Source organism: Microcoleus sp. B3-D7 (assembly GCF_036705305.1).
Lineage (GTDB): Bacteria > Cyanobacteriota > Cyanobacteriia > Cyanobacteriales > Microcoleaceae > Microcoleus.
The window spans coordinates 120,318-140,563 of record NZ_JAUBUE010000002.1 but is presented as its reverse complement, the minus strand read 5'-3'; the positions used below and the strand labels follow the sequence as shown (position 1 = coordinate 140,563).

Here is a 20,246-nt window from a genome sequence, read left to right as displayed (position 1 = left end):
GACAACTGACTGATGACAACTGACTGATGACTGCTGACTAATGACTCTTAATAAATAGGTATATGTCGTCTCGCTGATATTTTAGTTGAAATTGAGGGTTGTTTTTTAGTTTAGTTATGAGGTTTTCCACAAAAGCTCGATCGCTCATCCAGCCAGGATATCTGAGGTTCAGCAATACATAATCAAATTCTGCGAGATTTGCAGGCGGCGCGTTAGCATGAGTTAATCTTACTACAGGGCGGTGCGCTAAATGCGGAGCAATCTGAACATTTGTTAAAACACTGCCTTTGGTTTCCACAAGAGAAATTGCCTCTCTGGTAGCTGGCAAAGTGTCGATTCCATTTAAATAAATAGTCCAAAAATAGCCGTATTTCGCTAAAGCTAAGAAAGCAATCAAAGACCAAATTACAATGACTCTAGGCAATGGATAATTAGGAATTGGCAATCTATCAAATATTGTCTTTCCCTTTTGGTGATTGCTAGCTGCTAAACTGGAAATTACGGCAACCAACAAAAACGGCAATATCGGCACAGAATATTGATGAACTAAATCCCGCTGAGCGGGGCGATCGGAAAGAATATTCATCGCCAACATCGGCACAGCACTAATTAAAGATGACAGATGACGCGGGGACAGCCACCAAATTACTGGTAATAGCAATAAGGCTAAATATTCCAAAGTTTCTAAAGAAAATAAACGACCTAAAACTAGATTGGGTTTCACTATTAAATTAATAGCAATTTCCAAAACTGAGTTGCCCAAATATTGATATCGCCCAATTGCCGCGTGTTCTCTTCCCTGATTAAAATACGGTATAACTGCCTGAGTAACTACCAGGAACCAACCCGCGCCTAGAAAGAGAGCTATGACCCCACAATCACGTCTTTTGTCAAAACACAACAGCCACAAACCCATCGCAGCCACAGTTAAAGATAGGACGGCTTTGCAGCTCAAAACTAATACAATAGCAGCACAAAACCACAAGGTTTTATTCAGCCTCGCGGCTAGGATTGCTGCTAGCAGTGCTGGTAAAGCAATGACTTCTGGGTGGAAGTCGAAGAGATTGACATTAAATACTAATGGATAGAGGAGGTAAATACAGGCGATCGCCCAAGATATGCTATTATTTAATCCGGCTTGACGTGCCAAACTCCAACTCGGCCAAGCGCCTAAAGCTAGGGCAACAGCTTGCACTAAAAAAAGCCAGTGAACATCTGGATATATTTTGTAAAGTAAAGCTAGTGGATAGAAAATAAAAGCGGCGTGATCGCCCCAAATATTAATTGCCATTAAAGACGAAAATGGCGTTTGATTTTGGGAGATTAAATAAATTGCTTGGTCAAAAATTGCTAAGTCGAATGCAGTTGACTGAAACAAAGCGTGCCGCGCGCTGCTGGCGGCAAATAAGACTATCGTTGTCACGACAATCATTAAAAATACTGGATGAGATTTTAGGGATTTGAAAGTTAGCATTTTATTGGTTTAATCAGCCCTTCGTTTAAATAGCAGGACTTCGTTTTTTTGATAAGTTAATTTAAAATCGGGAGAAGTTTTAAGTTTATTTGCTAACGTAGCACCAATTTTTTCAGTATCAGGCCAGGGATGGCGCAGGTTTAATAATATGTATTGAAATTCAGCTAAATTTGTTTGAGGCGAAATTTGTGACAGCAATTTTACTATGGGGCGGTGGGTAAAGTGAGGGGCAAGTCTATTATCTGTTAAAATACTGCTTTGCGGTTGAACTTGTGCGACTGCTTCGCGTGTAGCTTGCCAGGTATCCAGTCGATTTATGTACAGATAAAAATCTTTATATTCGCCCACACATAGGAAAATTAGTATTGACCAAATTATCATGATTCTCGGCAGTTGAATTCCCTGCCAAAGTTGAGAAATTCGGAAGTTTTTAAATTGTGGCAGATTGACCCATGTTACAAAATGTTGCTTATTTGCTTGCTCCTCTTCCTGGTTGCCTTTTATTTCTTCCCTGTTCCTTGTTTCTTCCTTCGCGATAACTGCTAAAAATAAAAATGGAATTACAGGCACTGAATACTGATAGGCTAAGCTGCGTTGAAATGACAAGTCAGAGAGGATATTTATCAGCAGGGTAGGGATGGCAGGAATTAGGGCGGTTAAATATTTTAGGCGTAGTTTGCCCGAGAATGGCAATAGCAGCCAAATCACAGGTAAGGTGAGGAGAAATAAATATTTGAATGTATCGAAGGAAAGGATTTTTCCTAATACTAACTGTGGTTTTAATATGAGATTGATGATAATTTCTAGTACGGATTTGCCTAAATAGCTGTAGCGCCCGACTCCAGCGACTTCGCTACCGCTAAAGAAGGGGATGATTTTCTGGGAAGCTATCAAAAACCAAGCTGCACCTAGCACAAGTGCGATCGCCCCGTACCGTTGCTTTTTTTCGCAAAAAAACAGCCAGAAACCCATAGCGACAACGGTTAGGGACAAAACCGCCTTGCAACTGAGAACTAACAGAATAGCGGTACAAAACCACACAATTTTATTTAAACGCGCTGCCAAAATTGCTGCCAAAAGTGCTGGTAAAGCGATTACTTCCGGGTGAAAATCAAATAAATTAATGTTAAATACCACCGGATAGAGCAAATAAATCAATGCGATCGCACGGGATTGTTCTTGATTCAAACCTGCCAAACGCGCTAAACTCCAGGTAGGCAACGCCCCCAGGGATAAAGCAACTGCTTGTACCAACAGCAGCCAATGCACATCCGGGGAAATTTTGTACAGCAAAGCTAGCGGATAATAGATTACCGCTGCGTGATCGCCCAAAATATGAATCCCCATTAAAGAAGAAAAAGGCGTTTGGTTTTGGCTGATTAAGTAAATTGCTTGGTCAAAAATTCCCAAATCGAAAGCAGTTGATTGGAATAAAGCGTGCCGTAAACTGCTACACAAAAAGAAAATTGCCGCAGCAGTAGCGATCGCCCAAACCAAACTCGACGGTAGCTGCGATCGACCTTCCTCTCTATTTTCGGCGATCGAGACACTGATGTCCTCACTGGAATCAGCAAAATTTTCCCTATTCTGCATGAAATCTGGCACTAGGTGGTCACTCAAAATATGATTCCATCGAATGTGCTTTCCACGCAATAGTTAACCACTAATTTTTATCCCCGCAATCGTAATATTAGAATAATCCACAAAACATTAAAAAATTGTGAAAGCAATAACTCTTCTCGGCTCCACAGGCTCCATCGGCACTCAGACTCTGGATATTGTAGCTCAATACCCCGATCAATTTCGGATTGTCGGGTTAACCGCCGGACGAAATGTAACGTTGCTGGCCCAGCAAATTCGCCAGTTTCGACCGGAAATTGTCGCGGTTTGCGACGAAGATAAATTACTGGAATTAAAGGAGGCGATCGCAGATCTCGACCCTCAACCTATTTTACTTGCTGGCGAGTCAGGCGTTGTCGAAGTTGCCCAATACGGTGACGCTCAAGCCGTCGTCACGGGCATAGTTGGCTGTGCCGGTTTGCTGCCAACAATTGCGGCTATCAAAGCAGGCAAAGATATCGCCTTAGCAAATAAAGAAACATTAATCGCAGGGGGCCCCGTTGTCAACCCCTTAATCGAAAAATACGGTGTTAAAATATTGCCTGCTGACTCGGAACATTCTGCAATTTTTCAATGCCTCCAAGGTGTTATGGTTGGCGGGTTGCGGCGAATTATTCTCACTGCTTCGGGCGGTTCTTTTCGAGATTTGCCGATCGACAAATTAGCCGCAGTAACAGTAGCCGATGCCTTGAAACATCCGAATTGGTCTATGGGGCAGAAAATCACGATCGATTCTGCTACTTTGATGAATAAAGGATTAGAAGTCATTGAGGCTCATTACTTATTCGGAATGGATTATGACGACATTGATATTGTCATTCATCCCCAGAGCATAATTCACTCGTTAATTGAGCTGCAAGATACCTCAGTTTTGGCGCAATTGGGATGGCCGGATATGCGCTTGCCGCTGCTTTACGCTTTGTCTTGGCCGGAGCGAATTCATACAGATTGGGAACGGCTGGATTTGGTAAAAGCTGGGGATTTGACTTTCCGAGAACCAGACCACGAAAAGTATCCTTGTATGCAGTTGGCTTATGCGGCTGGACGTGCGGGCGGTTCGATGCCGGCGGTGCTGAATGCGGCAAACGAACAGGCAGTAGCGCTATTTTTGCAGGAGAAGATTCAGTTTTTAGATATTCCGAAGCTGATTGAGAAGGCGTGCGACAAACATCAAACCGATAACTGTGAAAGTCCTGGTTTAGACGATATTTTGGCCGCGGATAGGTGGGCGCGGCAGGAAGTTTTGGCAGATAGTATGGAATTGGGCGATCGTATTCTTTCGATTCGCTAATTGTATCAGCAGACTTGCACTTAGCCACAAGCCCGCCGAGGAATTAATTCCCCGTCTCATAGCTAAAGTCGGTTGAAACCGACTGCCCAACCTTGATAAATATCCAGTCCTCTTTCAGAGGACTTTAGCTATGAGACAGGGGTTTTTAACCCATGGCGGACTATGCCAAAAAGTCCAAGATATCGGCAAAATCGTATAAAAAATTGACCTGATTTTAGTCTTTTATTGACTAACTCCCAACTTTCGCCACCAAATCAGCCGCACTCATTTTTTCGTACATTTCAAACGGTTGGTGAATCCAAGGATTGTCAGCCAAATAATCTACATAATAATCCGGCTTTGCCACAGAACAAGCTTTGTACCAAAGCACAGCAGTCCGAATTTCCTGAATATCCTCGCCGTAGCGACTCTTGAGCCAAGCGATACCTTGCTCTAAACTAATTCCCGAATCCACCAAATCGTCAATCAGAAGAATGTGGCTGCCCAAATTATCGCCCACCATTGTCAAATCGCGGGCAAACTCGATCGCACCCCGGACATTTCCCTCTGCCCCAGCATAGGACGAGGCCGCTAAAATCGCCAGAGGTTTGTCGAAAATCCGTGACAGAGTATCTCCAACCCGCAGCCCTCCCCTCGCCAGACAGACAATTCGATCGAATTTCCAGTGAGATTCCTCAATTTTTACAGCCAAATCCTCAATTTTCCGATGGTAGTCAGGCCAAGAAACGTAAAGGTCACTCATTCCTAATATTATTGAAATATCAAAGGTATTATTAATTATTTTGGGGAAAATGACATGGATGCAGATGAACTTCTCAGACGGTATGCAGGCGGAGAACGGGTTTTTCACAAAGTAGACCTGAGCGGTACCCATATGTCAAGGACAAATTTGCGCGATATTGACCTGAGTCACGCTAATTTAAAAGGTGCAAATTCGATCGGTCTCACCCTCTACAGAGCCAATCTGTATCAAGCAGATATCAGCCAAGCCAACCTCTCCCAAGGCAACCTCATGTCCGCTAATTTTGGCGAATGCGAGGCGGTGGGAGCGAACTTGAGCGGAGCCATCTTGCGGAGTGTCGTCTTCAGCGGGGCCGATTTAACGGGGGCGAGTCTCAGGGGTGCAGACATGAGAGATGCAAACCTTCAGGGGGCAATTTTGATTCAAGTTTATGCAGTTAACGCTAACTTGCAAGGTGCAAACTTGACAGAAGTAAAGCTTTGCGGAATCAACCTGAGCAAAGCAAATTTAACGGATGCGAACTTAACACAAGCTGACCTCAGCCGTGCTAACCTAACTCAAGCAAATTTGAGTTGGGCTAATTTGACGGAAGCAAATCTGGAAAAAGCTGATTTGAAGGGAGCCGATTTGAGCGGAGCTAACTTGAGCTGTGCAAATCTCCATAAAGCAGATTTGAGCGGAGTTTCCCTTAAGGGAGCAAATCTCCGGGGAGCAAACTTGCATCAAGCTTCTTTGCGCGGGACAAATTTGGATGAAGCGAATCTGAGAGAGGCCATGATGCCTGACGGCACAATCTCTGACTAAATAAGCTGAGAAAATAGAAGTTAAAACGGCAGGGTGCCTGTGGCGCACCCTACATTTAGGCTAATGCCTGATTTTTTTAAGGGGATTTAATTCTGCCTTTAAGTGACAGTGCATTTAAAGAGTAGTGGCAAAAAATTTAGAACCGACTTTAATCTACAACTTTCAGCCAGCCACGGCGAACGGCGTGGAGCAAGCGGTTGATGGCTGTTTGATCTTCTTCGGTAAGACAGTCATTTAACAGGGCTGTCTTGAGCTGTTGTCGGTGAGTGGGAGTCAGCAGACCGGAGTGATATACCTGAAAGACTAGCTCTGCAATAGTAAATTGAGGTAAAAGCGTTTGGGTGGTCATCATGTGTTTTTTTTTTGAACTGACTCTTGACAGTATTGACTGATTTTCCCAATTTTTATGTGATTCAACTACGGGAGTAAATGTGATCCATTGGCTCTTGATGAGTGATTTGTGTCAGCCGGACTAGGGAATTGGATATGTCCTCGATAGCCCTGCTACTTGAAACACCAACTCTGTCCCGATTCCTCGCTTTTGGCAACTCCGAAATCTCTACTTTTTGTCAAGAGACTGTGACAAATTTGTTAATATTTATCTATTAATAGATTACTAATGACTGCTAGCTAAATCGCTTGGCTTAATTCAACGTAAAACTTTGACGGTGTTTATAAACCCGCTTTTACCTAGATTTACCTAGTTTCTTGGTGTGGTCTTTGTTCCGTGGATATACTTAATAACCCGCCCAAAAACCGATACAAGTTTCCGACAGGAGGGGCCATCCGCCCCCAATTTTAAGCTCTAGTTCAAGCTCCCACATTCATCTGTGAAGTCAATCTCAAATCTCAAATCTCAAATCTCAAATCGACTGGCTGCTTCAAATCAAAAATCCCGGCTTCTTCAAGAAACCGGGTCGAGCTTTTTGATCGCAGTACAATTTTTTTGGGAGAGGGTTAATGGAGCGACCTACTCACGAAAATCTTATTGTTGGCAAAGCTTGACAGGAGAGAAAGGAGAAATACTAATCTCAACTTCTTGTGTGAGGAGACTAATCGGAAATCCTGACCCATCCGCGGCGGATGGCGTGCAGCAGGCGGTTGACTGCATCTCTGGCGTCTTCGCTGAGAGCGCTTTGGCAGAGTTCCCGCAATCCGTGGCTTTGAGTGCGAGTCAGATTGCCTGAATGAGTGACTTGATAGAACAGTTCAGCGATCGCCCGATCAGATTTTAAAGTCAGAGCTTGCATGAAATCTCGTTGAACTCGACTATTATAATATCGAGCATTTGAGAAAAGAGTAGGGTGATTGCAGTCGGCTAAGCTGTGTGATCGTTCTCGGCTCGATTTGTGACCAAAGTCGGCCAATATAAGTGATTTAAATCACATAAAACCACAGATCTCGATCGCATAAGCTATAATTTGGGTGGTATCCTCAAGGTTTGACAAAACCTCGAAAAGCTCTGAAAGCAAGGCTTTAAGAACCCAATACCGCCGCGCAGCGGGAGTAAGTCCGCTCTACATCGCAGGCTCTGGACTTGGATAGCTGTGAAACTTTGGGTTTTAGACACTTGCAGCTTGCAGCTCAGGGCATAAAGTTGCGATCGGCGAGCCACACCCTGAGATATAATAATTATAAATACTTCTATCCCATCTATAGACAGACAGGCAGGTAAAAAAATGATAATGATTAGCTACTTTTCGATTGCCTTAATCGTTTTTCTTGTTTGGTTCAAAAGTTTTTGGAATGATACAGCCACATCTAAAAAAGACGTGATATCTTGGATAGCCTTAATAATGGGACCTCTGTTTTGGCCTGTTGTTCTGCCCCTATCCCTTTTGCAAATTACCAGCAAAAAGTCTGTGGTAAAAACAGCTCAATGCGAGCAAGAATTCTAATAAATTGTGGAAGTAACTAGCTTCAACAAAGTCCCTTATCTCGTCCTAAATTATTCTGCGTCCATCGCTCCTGGCAGCGAGTAATTTATCTTTTTTAATTGTAAAAAAAATGCAGCTAGAAGGTAGAATCCAATAAAAATTCTGAATCCTAAAACAGTATTTTTTTACCGCTATCAAATTCTGCCTTCTGCTTTTTGATCCCGCCCAAAAACGGATACAAGTTTCCTACAGCAGTCGGCAGCAGCCCTTAATTTTCGGCTTTTCTTCAAGCTCTCCGATTCCTCTGTTGAATAAATCTCAAATCTCAAATCGTTCAACTGAGCGAGATTTACTCAGGGCTCGCCGAACGTCTCACGCAGAAGTATCCAAGCGAGTGATACCTAATTTTCTTCGGTGACCTTGTGAATTAATGGTGCGGCTCAGTCAAAATTGTTCAGGCAAAACTGTCAGACCGAAATTGTCGGACAGCGACCACAATATTTTTTTAGTCAAAAATTATCTGCCACCTCAACCAAGCTCAAAATTAATATGAAATGTAACATGGCCTGTTGTTTGCAAAAATATAACTTCAGACATATTTTCGCCTGCCGCTGACCAACTTAAGAATTTTCATTACTTCTGGCCGCTGCGTACCATTCATCGAAGGTGGGAAAATCCTGGCCAGGCGTGGAAAAACAGGTAGGCTCTTTGCCATTTAAGCTTTTCGAGTTCCCTTTCTTCAAATCTTAGTAGCTCTAAACAGGAAATTGTAGAGTTCGTTTGCGTCCAAAATGCCTAACTCTTACCGCAGTTAGATAGACAATTCAAGGCAGAGACTGCAATATGAAATAGGCAACAAAAACTCTTTCAAATCTCAAGTACGACTTATTTTTGGCGATCGGGCATCAGGAGTGTATAACGGGAGCCAGCTAAGTTTTTAGAGGTACGAGATGTTTGGGAACTTCTAAAAAAAAGTGCCGTCACGGTATCCAAATTCGTTATTTGCATAGAAAGTAGGAGTCAAAATGAACGAAGTATCTGAGAAACCAATTTATAGAGTTCTTAATCTATTGTCGCTGCTAGCGCTGACCTACTATGCAGCTACTTCCATCAATTATATTTTCGAGAGTGACGCTCACATCTACAAGTACGACAGCCATAGTAATTCCAACGCCTCACCAGCGCAACTAGAAGCACACCGCTAGGAATAAATTGTAGAGATTTTCTCGGAATGAATGCCGAACCAAATTTCTGGAAATTTGCTGCTCGTTAATGCTCAGCTCGAATTTAACCACAATTAGTAAAAAACTCTTTGCTAAAAACTTAATATTTTCAATCACAGGTATTAGCCATCGAATGTACCACAAAAATTAACTATATTAATTGGTTCTCAAAAGAGACCAGAGTGATGAAAGGATCGTCAAGCATTTTCATCAGTAAGAGCATTAATAGCTTTAGTAATCGCTTCATCAAGAAGATTTGAAGGTGGATATGCTTCAGAACGGAAAATCGCTTTGATTTTTGCCCACTACAACTCGATGGGAGATAAATCCGGCGAGTATGGAGGTAATAACTTTACTTGGGAGCCGACGATAGATACCATCAAAAAAATGACGGCTTCAGCATTATGAACAGGTAAAGTATCCATCACTACAATTGCGCCAACCGATAACTGCGATTCATCTGTGGACTAAATCTAAAATCTAAAATCTAAAATCTAGTGACAGTACCGTCACAAATCTACCAGCTCACCGTTGATTCCAACTTCACCAAAAGACGATCGCTGCATTGTCTGTTGTCCGGATGGATGCGGCTCATGGTTGAAATGACGGATTAGGGTTGAAAAACTGGGTTTTTTAGCCCTAATCCTGCATTAATCGTGAGGGATTTGGCTGGAAACATCCAGGTGCTGAGGCTCAAAAGCCCGTCCGGGACTGTGTTGGGACGCACTTTTGATTAAATACGGCCTCCAGCGTGCGCGGGCTTGCTTTCAAAGCCAGTTAAAAAATTTTGATTTCTGGGGAACTATTGGCGAAAATCAAAAGTCTGGTCAACTACAGTGTACTTAAAAGAAATCGCCGCTCAGTTCCAGCCCCATTGCGGGCGATCGAACTCTCCGGCGATCGACAGTGCCAAGGACCCGGTGCAACTTCTCAATCTTGAGAGCATACTCCGATTAAAAATGGTCTCTGTGTATCTTCCGGGTATTGTTTTAATAATGACTAGCCATATCGACGGTCATTATGGTAAACTCGCAAACGTTTAAGTGGAATATTTTCGTGTTAGAGGAGGCAGTGGTGGAGTCGAGAGTCAAAAGCAGGAAACAACCGAGATTTGCTGCTCAACGAATACAGGATTCAACTCGCGCTCCGAGGCTCGCTGCTGACAAATTAAATTACATGACAGCTTATAGCAGCCGGGTCAATTAGGGTCTCAACCGATGTCCGGTTTCATTTATTGAATCCCTTTGGAGGGAAAAGTGTATTGTAGAAAAATGATTGATCTTTTAGGAGGAGTGTAAATGACACAGGTAACTAATCCAACACAGCCAGCAAGTTCACTACCAGGTGGTAGTGGTGGCACTGGCTCAACCGTTATCGGCATCGCCGGCGCCAACAGGTTGAACGGCAGCGAAGGCAGCGATATCATCCTGACTTTTGCGGGCGCTGATGCCGTCGCTGGTGGCGGTGGCGACGACCTGATTATTTCCGGAGGCGGAAATGACAGTATCGGCGGCGGCGGCGGCAACGATAATATCTTTTCAGGCAGCGGCGCCGATGTTGTAGCTGGTGGCAGCGGCGACGACCGGATCTTTGCTGGTAAAGGGGATGACCTCGTAGACGGCGGTGATGGCAATGACTTGGTTTCTGGCGACAACGGCAACGACACCGTACTCGGTGGCGGTGGCAACGATACAGTCTTTGGTGGCCGAGGCAACGATATTGTCAGCGGCGACGACGGCAACGACAGCCTGTTCGGCGGTAAAGAAAACGATACTGTCAATGGCGGATCGGGCAATGACTTTATCTCTGGCGACAGAGGCGCTGATGTCCTGACCGGCGGTGCTGGCAGCGATACGTTCTACTTCTTCTCCAGCGGTGGCGATTATGGCGTAGACACGATCACTGACTTTACCCCAGGCGAAGATAAGATCCGCTTGAAACAGGGCGGTGTGTTCGCTGGTTTGGGTAGCGGCCTCGAGGCAAGCGAGTTTGTCGTCGTTTCTGGTTTCAACGCAGCCAGCCCAGGATCAACCACGAACAAGTTAGTCTACGACCCAACAAGCGGTACGTTGTTCTTCAACGGCGCCAGCGGAGTGCTAACTGTGGCTCAGTTGCAGCCTGGCCTGACAATTACCTCGAACAACTTCGAGTTGTTCTAAAACAACTGGCTGTTGTGGGGCAGCACCGGATAAGATTCGGGGCTGTTCTCACAAAACCGGTAGTTTTAAAGGATTTCAACCTCACTCTGCCACAAGCGGGGTGAGGTTGAAATATTCAATGCAGGAACTGAAGCAGGGGCAGTTAAAAAAAATCGATCGAGAGTTATTGATAAAATTAATCGATCGCCCGATCGGGCAAAATATAAATACAAAGTTTTTAAATTAGAATTTCTAGGTTTTACTGAAGCGGTAAAGAAACCGCAACTGCTGGCTAGCAATGAGCACTGAAGAATATATCCGGCAAGCCCAAATTTATTTGAACCGGGGTAAGTTAACTGAGGCGATCGATTTTTGCAAAAGGGCGATCGAACTTCAACCGTTTTCGCCCTCGGCTTACACGACTTTAGGCGAAATTCTCGAAGCTCAAGGCGATCCGACGGCCGCAAGAGACGCTTTTGTGCAAGCTTTGGAGATTTCGCCGCAGTTTTTTCTGGCTCATGCTTATTTGGGTCAACTTTATAGCGACTATGCGTGGCTGGATGAAGCGGTTTTTCACTACCGACAAGCTCTGGATTTGAAACCAGATTGGGCGGAAGTTCATTATAACTTGGGAAATATTTTTCACAAGCAGGGTAATTTGTTGGGGGCGATCAACTGTTACCGAAATGCGATCGCCCAAAAACCGGATTATCTCGATGCTTTATACAATCTGGCTGTGGTTTTAGATGAAAATAGTCAGCTCGAAGCGGCAATGGATACCTACCGACAGGCTATCGCTCTGAAGCCGGATTACGTGGAAGCTTACAGCAATCTGGGTGTGATTTTGCTTAAGGACGATCGAGCTGCTGAGGCGATCGAGGTTTACCAGCGGGCGATGGAGATTAAGCCGGATTGGGCGACGCTGCACAATAATTTGGGTCAAGCCTTGCTGGACAAAAGTCCGGAAAGGGCGATCGCATCTTACCTCACAGCTATTGAGTTGGAGCCGGACATGGTTTTGGCTCACTACAATCTAGGGAAAGCGTGGCAATTACAGGGGGAACATTCGGCGGCTCTTGCTTGTTTCGATCGCGCGATCGAGATAAATTCCGACTATATTTCGGGCTATACAGACGCCGGGTTTTCTTTGATGGTTTTGGGCAAAATTGCTGAAGCCATGCCTTATTTTGAGAGGGCAATAGCTCTGAAGCCTGATTTTGTTGAGGCTTACTGCAGCTTAGGAGACAGGCGCCGAGTGGCGGCGGTAGAAGATGATGAATTGTCAAGGGCGATCGCTGCGTGCGATCGATTTCTCACAGCACTAACTGGAAGGAAGAAGGAAGAAAGAAGAGGGAAGAAGGAAGAAAAAGAAACTATTCCCAAGGCCCAAGGCCCAATGCCCAATGCCCAATTACCAATGCCCAATTCCCAATTACCAATTGCTGAAATTTGCGATAATTTAGCCGAAATTTACTTGCATTTGGGAAATGCTTTAACAGAGTACGGCGGAAACGAATCGGCAGCCGTTTATTATCAAAAAGCTTTGCAAATTCAGCCCAAAAATGCAGAGCTTTACTGGCGGGTGGGAAATTCCTTAGCCCAGCAACAGCGGTTTAGTGCAGCAATTGCAGTTTACCACATGGCTTTGAAGATTCAACCGACTTTACCGCAGGTTTATTTTGAGTTGGCAAAACTGCTCGAAAAACAGGGGCGCTGGGAACGGGCGATCGATTATTATCAAAAGGTTTTAGAGCTGCAATTGCACGGATATGGGGAGCAGAAACAGTGGAAAAAAGAGAGTTTTATTTCGCCTGCTCACAATTCTATCAAACCTCCTCACGGTATTTATTTATCGAGTTGGGATTGGCTGGTTAATGCTAAGTTAAATGTTGACAATTATGTGGAAATATTTTGGAAATCGGCACCAGAAGCAAGTGCAGAAAATATTCCGAATTCCCAATTTGCGCTCGCCAATTCCAAATTGGCAAATTCCGAGTGTGCCGGGTTAACTTGCGGGCTGTGTTTGCAGCGACTTTCTAAGTGGTTCGATCCGGTGCATTTGGGTTGGGGAGTTTGCCGTTTGTCCAACTCGCAACCGATACCTGTGCAGTCGCCCAAGACTTTTGTGGCGACAATTCCCAACGGTCGAGTTTGGATTGTGCCGCAGGAAAATTATTGGTTGATTTGCAAGGCGATCGCTGTAATTACTCCTGACAATTATTTGTTGGCTGATGTGTCGAGAGATTATCCGGGGTTTTTACCTGGATGCGAAAAGCATGATATTAGAAAACACAGCGTTTTTAATTTAGAATTATTCCCGCCTCTCAAGCAAATTGACGGCAGAGTGGCGGTGCTTTCTGGTTTGTCGGGAAATGTCTATTTTCACTGGATGGTTGACGTTTTGCCGAGGATAGAATTGCTGCGGCACAGCGGTAGGGATTTGGCGGAAATTGATTGGTTTTTGGTGAATAGTTGTCAGCACCCATTTCAGCGGGAAAGTCTGAGAATTCTGGGCATTCCCGAAGAAAAAGTATTGGAGAGCGATCGCTTGCCTCACATACAAGCAACAGAGTTAATTGTGCCGTCTTTTGCGGGATATTTGGGCTGGCCTTCTGGGTGGGCGATGGATTTTTTGAGGCGCGAGTTTCTCAAGGGAATTATACCTAGTTCGAGCTATCCAAAACGCATTTATATCAGCCGCAGCAAAGCAAGATATCGACGAGTTTTGAACGAGGAAGATGTGGTTGAGGTTTTGGAGAAATTTGGCTTTGTTTCTATTTTACCTGAGTCGATGTCTTTGGCAGAGCAAATTGCTCATTTTTACCACGCTCAGGTGATAGTGGCAGCCCACGGCAGCGGCTTGACCAATACGATTTTTAGTCGCCAGGGAACTAAAGTAATTGAGTTAGTGTCGCCTCACTATATCAGCCATTATTACTGGGGAATCAGTCAATATTTGCAGTTGGAACATTACTTTTTAACGGGCGAGGCTTTTGAATGCTATCCTATTAGACAGTTGATGTATCAGAATTCGCTGACTGAGGATATTTTAGTGAACTTGAGTTCGCTGAAAAGGATGGTTGAAGTGGTGGGTTTGGGTTAGTTGGTGTCTGGAGCAAGTTTAATTATGCCCTCGATTGAGAAGATGGAAAAGGCAGCGGTTGATTTGAGTCGGCAAGCAGAAGTTTATTTAGCCGAAGGAAAGTTGAATGAGGCAGTTGCTGCTTGCGAGTCAGCGTTGAAAATTGAACCGAATTTGGCGACAGCTTGCCAGACGCTGGGAAAGGTGATGCAGGTGCGAGGGGAAATCGAGCAAGCTAAGCAGTGGTATGAATCGGCAATCGATCGCAATCCAAATTTGCCGGAAGTTTATGCTAATCTCGGTATTTTGTATTCTCAGGGGAAACAGTGGGAAAAGGCGATCGTAAATTGTGAAAAAGCAATTTCGCTAGCGCCGAATTTTGCTGCTGTTTATCGGCAGTTGGCGAGAATTTGGACGCAGTTAGAGAAGCGAGAAGAGGCGGCAGACTGTTGGTATCAAGCTTTTAATATCGAGCCGAATTGGGCAACTGCTGAGGAAAACGTCACTCTGGGAAATAGTTTGGTTGAATTGGGAAAGTTCGATCGTGCTATTGAGTGTTATTCGCGGGCAATTAAGTTAAACCCGAAGCTGGCAATCGCTTATCACAATCTAGGAGAAATGCTGGTTGGCCAGAAGCGGTGGGATGAGGCGATCGCCAATTACCGACAAGCCCTTGCCATCAATCCAAATTCGTTTGAATCTTACCACAGTTTGGGTAAAACTTGGGCGGAGCGAGGAGAATTCGGTCGGGCGATCGCCTGTTACAACAAAAGCCTCGAACTCAATCCCAAATACGCTCGTGCTTACGTGGGTTTAGGTAATGTTTTCGCGCAAAAACAGGATTTTGATGCAGCCATTAAATGTTACCGTCAGACTCTGGAAATCAATGATAATTCTTACTGGGCATACAATTGCTTAGGGGACGCTTTGGCTCAAAAACAACTGTGGCCCGAAGCTATTAGTTGCTACCGCAAAGCTATTGAAATAAATCCAAATATTCCTTGGTTTTATGTCAATTTGGGAATAGCCTTCACCTGCGAACAATCCTGGGATGAAGCTGTGGCTGCTTTCCTGCACGCGGTTCAGATGGAGCCGAATTTGACGGGAATTAATCAGCGGTTGGGATATGTTTTGCGGAAGCGGAGCGAATCGGGTTTAGACAGCACAATCGCAACTTATTGTCAATCTATTGAGGTACTTGCAAGCGGGAAAAATTACCACAAATTGCTGGGAATTGAGTTAGATGGAGCGGAATTTTATATAAATTTAGGCAATAGTTTAGCAAAACAGAAGCAGTTGGAAGGTGCGATCGTATTTTATAGCATGGCCCTGCAAATTGAACCCAATGCTGCGGAAGTTGTCGCCCAACTAAATGATGTTCGGGCAAAACAACAGGAGTTATACGCACAAATTGCCACTTACCGCCACCAAATAGAAATAGATCCGGCTAATTCTAAGCCTTACAACGATTTAGGAAATATTTTACCGCAATTAGGCGAATTAGAAGAAGCAATTATTTGCCACCAAAAAGCGAGCGAATTGAGGGGTTGGCCTGAGTGTGCGGCGAAAGATTATCAATTTACCCAAGATTGGTTTACCCACAATATTCCTATTTGGCAACGGCATTTGCAGCAATTTACCGGAATTGCGGATTTTCAAGTTGTGGAAATCGGCAGTTTTCAGGGAATGTCTGCTTGCTGGCTGCTGGATAATATTTTAACTCATCCGACGGCAAAGATTACTTGTATTGATTTGTATTTTCAACAACATTTTAAGGGCAATATTGTTAAAACGGGAGCAGCAGATCGGGTAATTGAATTAGAAGGTTACTCTCAAGATTTGTTAATTAATTTGGCTTCGGAATATTACGATGTTGCTTACATTGACGGCTGTCACAAACCTACCAGTGCTCTGCAAGATGCGATTTTATCTTGGAGGTTGGTGAAAGTTGGGGGATTGATGGTTTTTGATGATTACGAGTTTACGTTTCCCGACAGCCCGGAGCAAGATACTAAAATTGGGATAGATGTTTTTTTGGAGATGTTTGGAAGTCAGTTAGAAGTTGTACACAAAGGCTATCAACTGATTGTCAAAAAAATCGGCAATCAAAGTTTGGGCGAAGAGCAAACTCTGTTGTCTCTGGGTTGGGAAAAGTTGGGGGATATTGCGGCGAGTTCCGGTTATTTGGATGAGGCGAGGGCCCGCTATCAAACAGCTATTAAAATTAAGTCGGGTAACTACTTAACTTACCAAAAGTTGGGTAAAACTCTGCAAGGTAAAAAACTGTTTGACGAAGCTAGGGCAGCTTACCAACAGGCGATCGCACTCAACCCTCATTTTAGTTGGGCTTACCACTTTTTGGGGGAAACTTTGCAGGCGATTGAGCAACACGAGGAAGCGGCTTCTGCTTACCGCAAAGCTATTGAGTTAAATCCAGATTTTTGTTGGACTTACAACAATTTAGGCGATGTGCTGATGGAGCTTTCTGAGTGTGAGGAAGCTGCTGTTGTTTACCACAAGTTAGTTGAACTCAATCCCGATTTCTGTTGGTCCTACGAGAGATTAGGTAGGGCTTTGGTTGCACTGGAAAATTGGGAAGAAGCGGCGGGGGCTTACCGCAAAGCTATTGAATTAAACCCCAATGATTGTTGGCTGTACAATAGTTTGGGGGAAGTTCTGGAATCACAAGAAAATTGGTCCGAAGCAGCAGTGGCTTTTGATCGTGCTATTGAGCTAGAACCTGAGCATAGTTGGCTGTACAAAAAGTTGGGTGATGCACTGCGGAATCAAGGGGAATTGGAAAGGGCGATCGCCATTTATGAAAAAGGCATCAATCTCGATCCAAAATCCTGTTGGTGTTACGAAGGATTGGGTTTGAGTTTAATGGCCAAACAGCAGTGGGAACCTGCAATCACTAATTTAGTTCAAGCCCTGCAAATTCAACCCGATTTGTTTGAAGCTTACGATAATATAGGTTATGCTCTGGAACAACAAGGAGAAGGCGATGAGAGCGATCGGGCAAAATGCAGTAATCAAAATTTACCCTTAAGTATTCTCAAAAAATACTGTGGATTTACAGAAGATTTGACCGTTGCAGCAGAATCCAATCCTAACCTCACCTGCATTGACATCCATCCTGCGAGTCAAATCAATTTATCTGATTCCAAAACAATCGATAGCAGCCGTAGATTCTGGGAACATCAAACTCATTCAAGAAAAGCTTTTGTTGCCGTATTGCCAAACGGACGAGCTTGGGCCGATGTTGTGACTACCGCCGTGATTACTTCAGACAATAAACTGGTTGCTGATATTTCAATGGGTTGTGCGGAATTGGTAATCACTTCCGACAAATTGCCTCCCGCTGAACACGTCGATGGAAATGTGGCTTTTTTATCTGCTCGCTGGGGTGGAGCAGCTTATTTTCATTGGATGTTTGATGTGATTACGCGATTTGACCTTTTGCAGCGGAGCGGATTGATAGAAACTATAGATAAGTTTGTTGTCAATGCCTCGGATTCTTCCTATCAAGCAGAAACTTTAGATACTTTAGGAATTCCTCAAGATAAACTTTTAGAAAGTCGCTGCAATTTACATATTACCGCTGATAAATTAATAGTTCCATCAATATCTTATGACGGATCGGGCGCGGTTTCCAAATGGAAGTGTGAATATCTCAGAAAGACCTTTTTAAAGGAACAACAGCCACTAAGCACCGACTATTCGGAGCGGATTTATATCAGCCGCCAACAAGCTTCCTATCGGCGAATCGTCAACGATGAAGAGGTAATTAAATACTTAGAAAAATTTGGGTTCCGCAGTGTCAAGCTGGAAACGATGTCGATAGCGGAACAAGCATCGTGTTTGGCTGCTGCTAAAGTAGTTGTCGCACCCCACGGAGGGGGGTTAACAAATCTAGTTTTTTGCAGTCCGGGAACTAAGGTAATTGAGATTTTTTCTCCCCTTTACGTTCCGCATTGTTATTGGATGATTAGCAATTTGTGTGATTTGGAACATTACTATTTAATTGGTGATTTGGTTGATGATGGAACTCCCACCAAACCTTTACATAAAGATATGCAGTTGGATTTGAACTCGCTGGAAAAATTACTTGCTATGGCAGGAGTTTTGCATGGATCATGACTACCACAATTTGGCGAACTCTCTGCAAGAAAGCGGTCGATTTGATGAGGCTGTTGCTGCTTACAAACAAGCTATTGAATTAAATCCCATGTTTTCGTGGTCTTATCACAGTTTGGGCGATGTTTTGCTGAAACTTGAACAATGGGAGGAAGCTGTCGCTGCTTACAAAAAAGCTGTTGAGTTAAATCCCGATTTTTCTTGGTCTTATCACAATCTGGGCGATGCTTTGCTGAAACTTCGGCGATGGGAAGAGGCTGCTTTTGCTTACCGCTGCGAGATTGCACTCAATTCGGATTTTGCTTGGTCTTTTTGCAATTTAGGTGACGCTTTAACTAAACTAAAACAGTGGAATGAAGCTATCGCTACGTATTTAAAAGCTATTAAAATTGACGGAAATTTGCCTGGAATTTACGAGAAGTTGGGATATGCTCTCGGACAAACAGAGTCTGATTTAAAGTTGGTGTTAGAACAATATCAATTGCAAATTACACCAGAAAATTGGGGGTTTTATTTGCAGTTAGGAGATAATTTAGCCAAGTACGATCGCCCAAAAAGCGCAATAATTCTTTACAACTTGCTATTGACAAAAATGCCGAGTCATGAAGGCAACTCAGGGAAATTAGAGGAGTTGTTGCAGCAGCAAGAAAAGTGCGTTAGCGCAGCCCTCGAAGAGGATCGCGCATTAGCCTCATCTCGCGCAACTGTCGCCCAAAAACCAGATGATTGCTGGTCTTATTACAATTTAGGTGCTGTTCTGAGCCACCAAAAATATTGGGAGGAAGCGGCGGCGGCATTTTTTCAAGCAATAGAAATAAATCCAGATCTTCCTTGGTGGTTTTATTACAATTTGTGGGAAGTTTTTGTTAGGCAAAACAAGCTGGATGAAGTTGAGAACTTGTACCGCGAAGTTGTTGCAGCTAAACCGGAGGCTTTTTGGTCTTATCTGAATTTGGGAGAAGCTTTGACGAGGCAAGGTAAAATTGCCGAGGCGATTGATTTTTATCGAACTGTCAGTTTTAAACAAAGTTTTGCATCTATTATAAGTTATAGAACAGGCAAGATGCCTGTTTTACAAGCAGATACAGGCAAGATGCCAGTTCTACAAAATTGGAACTTAAAACCCGTCCAATTTCCTAACTTTATAATTATTGGTTCTCAGCGGTGCGGCACAACATCTCTTTATACTTATTTAGCCCAACACCCGCAAATTTTGACTCCGATTAAAAAGGAGATGGATTTTTTCTCGTGGCACTTTGATAGAGGGATTGATTGGTATTTGGCTCATTTTCCGCCAATTCCTCCAGGAGAGCAATTTTTGACGGGCGAAGCAAGTCCGAGCTATTTTGACTCTCGGGAAGCACCGGAACGGCTCTACAGCCTGTTTCCCGAGGCGAAACTGATTGTACTTTTGCGAAATCCGGTCGATCGGGCGATTTCTCAATTTTACCGCTTGACTGACTTAAACTGGGAAGCGCGATCGCTCGATCGAGTAATTAGCGATGAAATTGAACGGTTGAATCAAAATCCAGAATACATCATCGGCGAGGAACCGGGCAATTATTTAGCTCGCGGTAGGTACATAGAATTTATTAAAAACTGGCGGACTTTCTTTCCCCAAGAACAGTTGTTAATTTTGAAAAGCGAAGATTTTTATGCAGATGCGGCGGCTATAGTCCAGCAGGTTTTAGAATTTTTAGATTTGCCGGAATATCAATTGTCTGACTACCAAAATGCTAATCCTGGTTCTTATAAGCGGGTAAATGAATCGGTTCGCGACAGGTTGAGCGCTTATTTCCGACCTTACAATCAGGAATTAGAGGACTATTTGGGAAGGCAGTTTGATTGGGAATAAAGT

13 protein-coding genes are annotated in these 20,246 nt (G+C 43.9%); 7 read left to right on the top strand and 6 right to left on the bottom strand.

The features are described from left to right. Positions 1 to 37: 37 nt before the first annotated feature. A complete protein-coding gene (locus tag QUB25_RS02185) occupies positions 38 to 1,474 on the bottom strand; it encodes a DUF2079 domain-containing protein (protein WP_333181876.1) in 1,437 nt (478 codons plus the stop codon). A gap of 9 nt (positions 1,475 to 1,483) precedes the next feature. Then, positions 1,484 to 3,067, bottom strand: a complete 1,584-nt coding sequence (locus tag QUB25_RS02180) for a DUF2079 domain-containing protein (protein WP_333181977.1) — start codon at positions 3,065 to 3,067, stop codon at positions 1,484 to 1,486. Between the two features lie 127 nt (positions 3,068 to 3,194). On the opposite strand from QUB25_RS02180, the gene dxr reads away from it, so the two are divergent. After that, the gene (gene dxr, locus QUB25_RS02175; protein ID WP_333181875.1) at positions 3,195 to 4,385 is read left to right on the top strand and encodes a 1-deoxy-D-xylulose-5-phosphate reductoisomerase; all 1,191 of its coding nucleotides are present in this window, start codon (positions 3,195 to 3,197) and stop codon (positions 4,383 to 4,385) included. A gap of 229 nt (positions 4,386 to 4,614) precedes the next feature. Here dxr and QUB25_RS02170 read toward each other — a convergent pair whose 3' ends face one another. Then, the gene (locus QUB25_RS02170) at positions 4,615 to 5,127 is read right to left on the bottom strand and encodes a phosphoribosyltransferase family protein (protein WP_333181874.1); all 513 of its coding nucleotides are present in this window, start codon (positions 5,125 to 5,127) and stop codon (positions 4,615 to 4,617) included. Positions 5,128 to 5,181: 54 nt separating this feature from the next. On the opposite strand from QUB25_RS02170, the gene QUB25_RS02165 reads away from it, so the two are divergent. Continuing rightward, complete coding sequence (locus QUB25_RS02165) at positions 5,182 to 5,931, top strand: pentapeptide repeat-containing protein (protein WP_333181873.1); 750 nt, start codon at positions 5,182 to 5,184, stop codon at positions 5,929 to 5,931. A 148-nt stretch (positions 5,932 to 6,079) separates the two neighbouring features. Here the strand turns inward: QUB25_RS02165 and QUB25_RS02160 are convergent, their stop codons facing one another. Further along, a complete protein-coding gene (locus QUB25_RS02160) occupies positions 6,080 to 6,280 on the bottom strand; it encodes a hypothetical protein (protein WP_333056545.1) in 201 nt (66 codons plus the stop codon). Between the two features lie 703 nt (positions 6,281 to 6,983). Continuing rightward, positions 6,984 to 7,181: a hypothetical protein gene (locus QUB25_RS02155; protein WP_242724634.1), complete on the bottom strand. Its 198-nt coding sequence runs from the start codon at positions 7,179 to 7,181 to the stop codon at positions 6,984 to 6,986. 1,652 nt (positions 7,182 to 8,833) lie between these two features. Between QUB25_RS02155 and QUB25_RS02150 the strand changes: the two genes are divergently transcribed. Further along, the gene (locus QUB25_RS02150; RefSeq protein ID WP_333034761.1) at positions 8,834 to 9,013 is read left to right on the top strand and encodes a hypothetical protein; all 180 of its coding nucleotides are present in this window, start codon (positions 8,834 to 8,836) and stop codon (positions 9,011 to 9,013) included. Between the two features lie 323 nt (positions 9,014 to 9,336). On the opposite strand, the gene QUB25_RS29720 is transcribed toward QUB25_RS02150, so the two are convergent. Beyond that, positions 9,337 to 9,465: a transposase gene (locus QUB25_RS29720; protein ID WP_445242180.1), complete on the bottom strand. Its 129-nt coding sequence runs from the start codon at positions 9,463 to 9,465 to the stop codon at positions 9,337 to 9,339. Between the two features lie 864 nt (positions 9,466 to 10,329). Here QUB25_RS29720 and QUB25_RS02145 point away from each other — a divergent pair. From QUB25_RS02145 to QUB25_RS02130, 4 genes are all read left to right on the top strand, one after another. Further along, the gene (locus tag QUB25_RS02145; RefSeq protein WP_333181872.1) at positions 10,330 to 11,190 is read left to right on the top strand and encodes a calcium-binding protein; all 861 of its coding nucleotides are present in this window, start codon (positions 10,330 to 10,332) and stop codon (positions 11,188 to 11,190) included. 277 nt (positions 11,191 to 11,467) lie between these two features. Beyond that, entirely contained in the window at positions 11,468 to 14,272 is a 2,805-nt protein-coding gene (locus QUB25_RS02140) for a tetratricopeptide repeat protein (protein WP_333181871.1), read from the top strand. 24 nt (positions 14,273 to 14,296) lie between these two features. Continuing rightward, complete coding sequence (locus QUB25_RS02135; protein WP_333181870.1) at positions 14,297 to 18,391, top strand: tetratricopeptide repeat protein; 4,095 nt, start codon at positions 14,297 to 14,299, stop codon at positions 18,389 to 18,391. After that, positions 18,381 to 20,243 carry a tetratricopeptide repeat protein gene (locus QUB25_RS02130; RefSeq protein WP_333181869.1) on the top strand — a complete coding sequence of 621 codons (1,863 nt, stop codon included), beginning with the start codon at positions 18,381 to 18,383 and terminating at the stop codon, positions 20,241 to 20,243. The genes QUB25_RS02135 and QUB25_RS02130 overlap by 11 nt, the downstream gene beginning before the upstream one ends. Positions 20,244 to 20,246 lie beyond the last annotated feature (3 nt).